This is a genomic window from Calidithermus terrae (genome assembly GCF_003574345.1).
In the GTDB taxonomy this organism is placed as follows: Bacteria; Deinococcota; Deinococci; order Deinococcales; family Thermaceae; genus Calidithermus; species Calidithermus chliarophilus.
This window is the reverse complement of record NZ_QXDL01000249.1, coordinates 1-4,970: the sequence shown is the minus strand read 5'-3', so window position 1 is coordinate 4,970 and position 4,970 is coordinate 1. Positions and strand designations below refer to the sequence as shown.

The 4,970-nt window shown below is 71.3% G+C and carries 4 protein-coding genes; all 4 read right to left on the bottom strand.

Annotation, left to right across the window (positions count from 1 at the left end):
• A partial coding sequence (locus Mterra_RS18590; RefSeq protein ID WP_119316499.1) for a hypothetical protein occupies positions 1-1,063 on the bottom strand: 1,063 nt, incomplete at its 3' end.
• Positions 1,064-1,078: 15 nt separating this feature from the next.
• A complete protein-coding gene (locus Mterra_RS18585) occupies positions 1,079-1,618 on the bottom strand; it encodes a cytochrome P460 family protein (protein WP_119316498.1) in 540 nt (179 codons plus the stop codon).
• 132 nt (positions 1,619-1,750) lie between these two features.
• Positions 1,751-3,148: an aminotransferase-like domain-containing protein gene (locus Mterra_RS18580; protein WP_119316497.1), complete on the bottom strand. Its 1,398-nt coding sequence runs from the start codon at positions 3,146-3,148 to the stop codon at positions 1,751-1,753.
• A 75-nt stretch (positions 3,149-3,223) separates the two neighbouring features.
• Positions 3,224-4,970: TRAP transporter permease (locus Mterra_RS18575; protein WP_119316496.1), on the bottom strand; the 1,747-nt coding region annotated here is incomplete at its 5' end.

The window sequence follows — 4,970 nt, the reverse complement described above, 5'->3', positions numbered from 1 at the left end:
TGGTGCTCACCGCCGGGCCCAGCCGTACCCACTGTTTACCGTCCCAGCGCGCCACGCGCAGCTCGAGCCGCCCCGCGTTCTCGAGCCAGCCCACCACAGGGTTGCCCCTGGCGTCGAGCACCACCTTGGGCTGGGAACCGCCGCCGCTGAGGGCGTTGACGCTCTGGCCGAACTGCACCCAGCGCTTGCCCTCCCAACGCTTGACGTAGACGTTGTAGCCCTTGCCGCCCCCGGCCTCGTGGTAGGCCACCACCGGGCGGTCCTGGCGGTCGAGGGCCACCGAGACCCCGGCGGCGTAGTTGTAGGGGTCGGCGTTGAGGGACTGGCCGAAGGGGACCCAGTTCTTGCCATTAAAGGTCCCCGCGTACACGTTGAACCCCAGCGGCCCCTCGCCCTCCTTGTAGAGCTGGATGCTCCAGGCCAGGACGGCCTGGCCCTTGGAGTTCACCGCGATGTCCCTCGAGCGCGACGAGCCGCTGATGTCGGTGCTGAGGGAGCCGTTGTCCACCGTCTGCCACTCGAGGCCGGTCCAGCGCTCGACGTACACGCTGTCGCCGTTGAAGTCGGGGGTCATCTCGCTCCACTGCAGGTAGGGGTTGCCCTGGGGGTCGAGGGCCATGCGGGGGATGTCGGAGGTGGTGAGGGGGCTGTTGCTGGGGGAGTCGCCCAGCGCCTGCCAGGCCTGGCCGTCCCAGCGCGCGGCGTAGAGCTTGCCGTTGCCCGCGAGCTTGCCCTGGAACACCGGGTTCTTCTCGGTCCAGGCGGCCACCGGCTGGCCGTCGGGGGCCACGCGCACCAGCGCGTAGGAGGCGTTCCAGGCGGCCTCGCGGTTGAGCGCCCCGCCCAGCCGCTTCCAGCCACTGCCCTCCCAGCGGCGCACGTAGGCCTTGTAGACCCCCTCGGTCTTCTCGACCCACGCCACCACCGCCCGGCCCTGCCGGTCGAGGTCGAGCGAGGGCTGCACCGCGTCCTGCGCGGGGTCGAAGTTGACCAGCGTGGGCGCGGCGGCGGCGAGCGAGGCCAGGGCGAGCAGGCCGGAGGCCAGGAAGAAGGGTGTGCGCATGGTTCTCCTTTCGCTCTAGCAGAGCTGGCGGCCGGGCTGTTTGCAGAAGCTGCGCTGCACCTCGCCGCTGCGGGCGAAGGCCTGGAGCTGGGGGTAGCTGAAGAGCATCTCGGTGGTCAGGGCGGTGCGGTGGCACTCCAGGCAGTCGCCGGGCACCTCCGCGCCGGGCTCGAGCTCGCCCGTGCGGGGGTCGAAGGCCCCGAAGCGCCAGGAGGTGAGGCTGTCCTGGCCCTCGAGCCGGGTCATGGTGTGCACGTAGGGCTCGTCGGAGGCCCGCACGAAGAAGCCGCCCTCCCGCACGAAGCCCCCCCGGCCGTTGGGCTTGGCCTGGTGCAGGTCCACGAGCACCACCGTTCCCGGCGGCAGCGGCTGCCCCTTCCGCACGGCCTCGAGGCCCTCCGGGGCGACGTAGAGGTCGCGGATGAGCCCGTCGACGCGGTCCACGGTGGCGTAGCGCACCAGCCGCGTCTTGTAGTCGCCGAGCCCGGTCTCCTGGGCCAACCCCGCCAGGAGCCCGCCGATCAGAAACGCCAGCCCCAGTGTCCGCTTCAGCATCGATCCCCACACTCCATCAGAGCAGAACGGCGTTCCGGCCGTGTTCGCGCGAACCGGATGAGTAACGCTCAAAGCCCCGATCGCTGTATTCGAGTAACGATACTCCGGGATTTCGCGCCCAATGATAACACGTCAGCCTCGAGCCCGCAGGGCCTCGGCCAGCCGGCGGATACCTTCCTCGAGGCCCTCGGGGGGCACGGCGGCGTAGCTCAGGCGCAGGAAGGCCCCCGAGGGCTCGCCGGGGAAGAAGATCCGGCCCGGGAAAACCTGCACGCCCGCCAGCATGGCCCGCCTCGAGACCTCCACGTCGTCCCAGCCCTCGGGCAGGCGCAGCCACAGGAACACACTGCCGGTGGGCACCCGCCAGGGCCTTAGCTGGGGCAGCGCCTGGCGCAGGTGCTCGAGGGCGCTGTCCCGGCGCCGGCGCAGCTCGGCCTGCAGGCGCTGGAGGTGGGCGCGGCGCGAGGGGGAGGTCAGCACGTCCACCGCCACCTCCTGCAGCAGCGCCGAGACGAAGTGGTCGTCGAGCACCCGCAGCGAGCGGATGCGCGACCCGGCGGGGCCCTTGGCCACCACGGCGGCCACGCGCAGTCCAGGGGCAGTGGTCTTGGAGAACGGCCGCACGTAGACCACCCGGGCGGGCTCGAGCGCCGCCAGCGGCGGGGGCGCTTCGCCCTCGAAGGTCAGGCCCCGGGCGTAGTCGTTCTCCACCACGAAGGCCCCGGCGGCCTCGGCCACCCTCAGCACCGCCCTGCGGCGCTCCGCCGAGAGCACCGCGCCGCTGGGGTTGGCGTGCAGGGGCTGGCAGTAGAACACCCGGGCCCCGCTCTTGGCGAAGGCCTCCTGCAGCAGGTCGGGCCGCACCCCCTCGGCGTCGGTGGGCACGGGGACCGGGTTGAGCCCCAGGCTGCGGGCCACCCCGACGGCCCCGGGGTAGGTGGGCGACTCCATCAGGAGGGGGCTGCCGGGGGCGGCCAGCGCCCGGAACACCGTCGAGAGCGCGGCCTGCGCCCCGGGCGTGATCTGCACGTCGCGCGAGGTGACGCCCGCGCCGAGCTCGCCCGCCACCACGCTGCGCAGGCTCTCCAGGCCCTCGGCGGGGGCCCAGTCCCAGACCTCGAGCCGCCTAGCCACCCGCCGGGTGGCAGCCTGGATCTCCCTCAGCGCGGTGAGCGAGCGGTCGGGGTAGGCCTCGCCCAGCGGGATCATCCCGGCCTTGGCGGGCACCATCAGGTCGCGGATGCCCGCGGTGGGGTCGAGCCGCTGCCCCAGCGCGACCTCCTGCCAGCCGTAGTCCTCCGGGGCCGGCCTGGCCTCGGCGACGTAGGTGCCGCTGCCGGGCCGCACCACCACCAGCCCCTGCTGCGCGAGGTGGCCGAGCGCCTTGTTGACCGTCACCGGGCTCACCCCGTAGCGCGTGACCAGCTCGCGCACGGTGGGCAGGCGGGAGCCGGGCTCGAGCCCCCGCAACTGCTCCTTGAGCTGCTGGGCCAGGAGGTGGTGGGCGGGCCGGGGCGAGCGCGAGGCCATCTGGCCTCGAAGCTACCACAACGCCGAAGGGGCAGCACGGCGGCTGCCCCTTGGCGCTCGAGCCTCCCTACACGCTTAATCCGCCGCCTGCTGCGAGGGCTCGGTCTTGGGCTCGGGCCGCGCCAGGACGAAGAACCACAGCAGCCCCAGCCCCCCCGCGATCAGGTTTATGTACCAGTAGGGGGTGAAACAGGCCACGCCCAGGACGCCCAGCACCCAGCTCTCCCAGCGCTGCAGGGTGCGGCGGGTATAGCCCACCGTGGCCGCCGAGAGGAAGACGATCCCCACCCCCACGGCCAGGAAGCGCTCGGCGATGATGCCCCACTTCTGCGCCAGCGACAGGCCTAGGGTGGTGTCCTGCAGCACCGGCAGGATCAGCAGCCCGGTCCCCGCGAAGGCGAAGAGGAAGAAGAAGCCCACCAGGTACTTCGACAGCGCCACCCGCGCGGCGTAGATCCCCGTCACCAGCGGGTTGGTCTTGAACACCGACGCCGCCGCGTACGCCGAGAGCGCCACCGGCGGGGTCACGTCGGCGAGCACCGCGTAGTAGAAGAGGAACATGTGGGTCGCCAGCAGCGCGGCCCCGGCCGGGATGCCGTTGGCCTCGGCGATCTTGACGATGGCGGGGGCGGTGAGCGAGGAGGTGAGCACGTAGGTGGCGGTGGGCGGGATGCCCATGCCCAGGATCAGGCTGAACACAGCCGTCACGGCCGTCGCCAGCAGCAGGCTCTCGCCCGAGACCTGGCCCAGGAAGATCGAGAACTTCGAGGGCAACCCGGTGATCACCATCATGCCGAAGATCAGGTTGGCCGCCACGATGGCCGTGCCGATGGGGATGAGCTGGCGGAAGCCGTCGGCGAGGCCCTCGAGGATGGGCATGAGGCCCCGCGGGCGCAGGGTGGGGTCGAGGTAGGTGATGAGCACGAAGCCCAGCATCGCCAGGCTCACCGCCGTGCTGACCTCGAAGCCCCGGTAGAGCATCACGATGATCAGCAGGATGGGCAGGAAGATGGTGCTGTAGCGGGCTATGTAGCGGCGGCGGCTCATGGCGAGGTCGGCGCCCACCGGCGGCAGCTTGGCCTTGCGGGCGTAGAACTCGTTGAAGGCCAGCACCGACAGCAGGTAGAGCAGGCAGGGCCCGATGGCCATGACCACCACCGTGAGGTAGGGGATCTGCAGGACCTCCACCATCACGAAGGCGATGCTCCCCAGCACCGGGGGGGTGATGAGGGCGATGGTGCCCGCCGTGGCTACCAGCCCCGCCCCGATCAGGCGGTCGTAGCCCGCCCGCTCGTACAGCGGCTTGGTCAGCGTCGCCACGAACTGCGTGTCGGCGGCGCCCGAGCCGCTGAACATCCCCATGAACACCGAGGCCACGCCGGTGGCCCGCCCGGGGGTCATGGGGGTGCGGCCCACCATCGCCAGCGCCAGGTTCGCCACGATGCGCCCCAGCCCCAGCGCCCCGATCAGGCCCGAGAGGATGGTGAAGTAGACCAGGTACTTGGCCGAGACCCCGGTGATCAGGCCGTAAATCCCCGCCTCGGTCTCGTTGTAGGTCTTGCCCAGGATCAGGTCGATGCCGTTCTTCGCCCCGCGGAAGGTGCCGGGGACGTAGTGGCCGTAGAGGTTGTAGGCCAGGAAGACCAGCACCAGCGAGGGCATCACCGGACCCAGCAGGCGGTAGACCAGCCCCAGCACCAGCACGATGAGGCTGAAGGACATCGCCATGTCCCAGCCCGCCGGGATGACCGCACGGTAGACCAGCTCCTCGTAGAAGCGCATCTGGTAGAGCAGCGGGGCCACGCTCAGCAGCGCGGCCAGG

Bases quoted from the DNA above. Each gene is read 5' to 3' on its own strand.
- Mterra_RS18580 (WP_119316497.1), bottom strand. From the start codon at position 3,148: ATGGCCTCGCGCTCGCCCCGGCCCGCCCACCACCTCCTGGCCCAGCAG.
- Mterra_RS18585 (WP_119316498.1), bottom strand. From the start codon at position 1,618: ATGCTGAAGCGGACACTGGGGCTGGCGTTTCTGATCGGCGGGCTCCTG.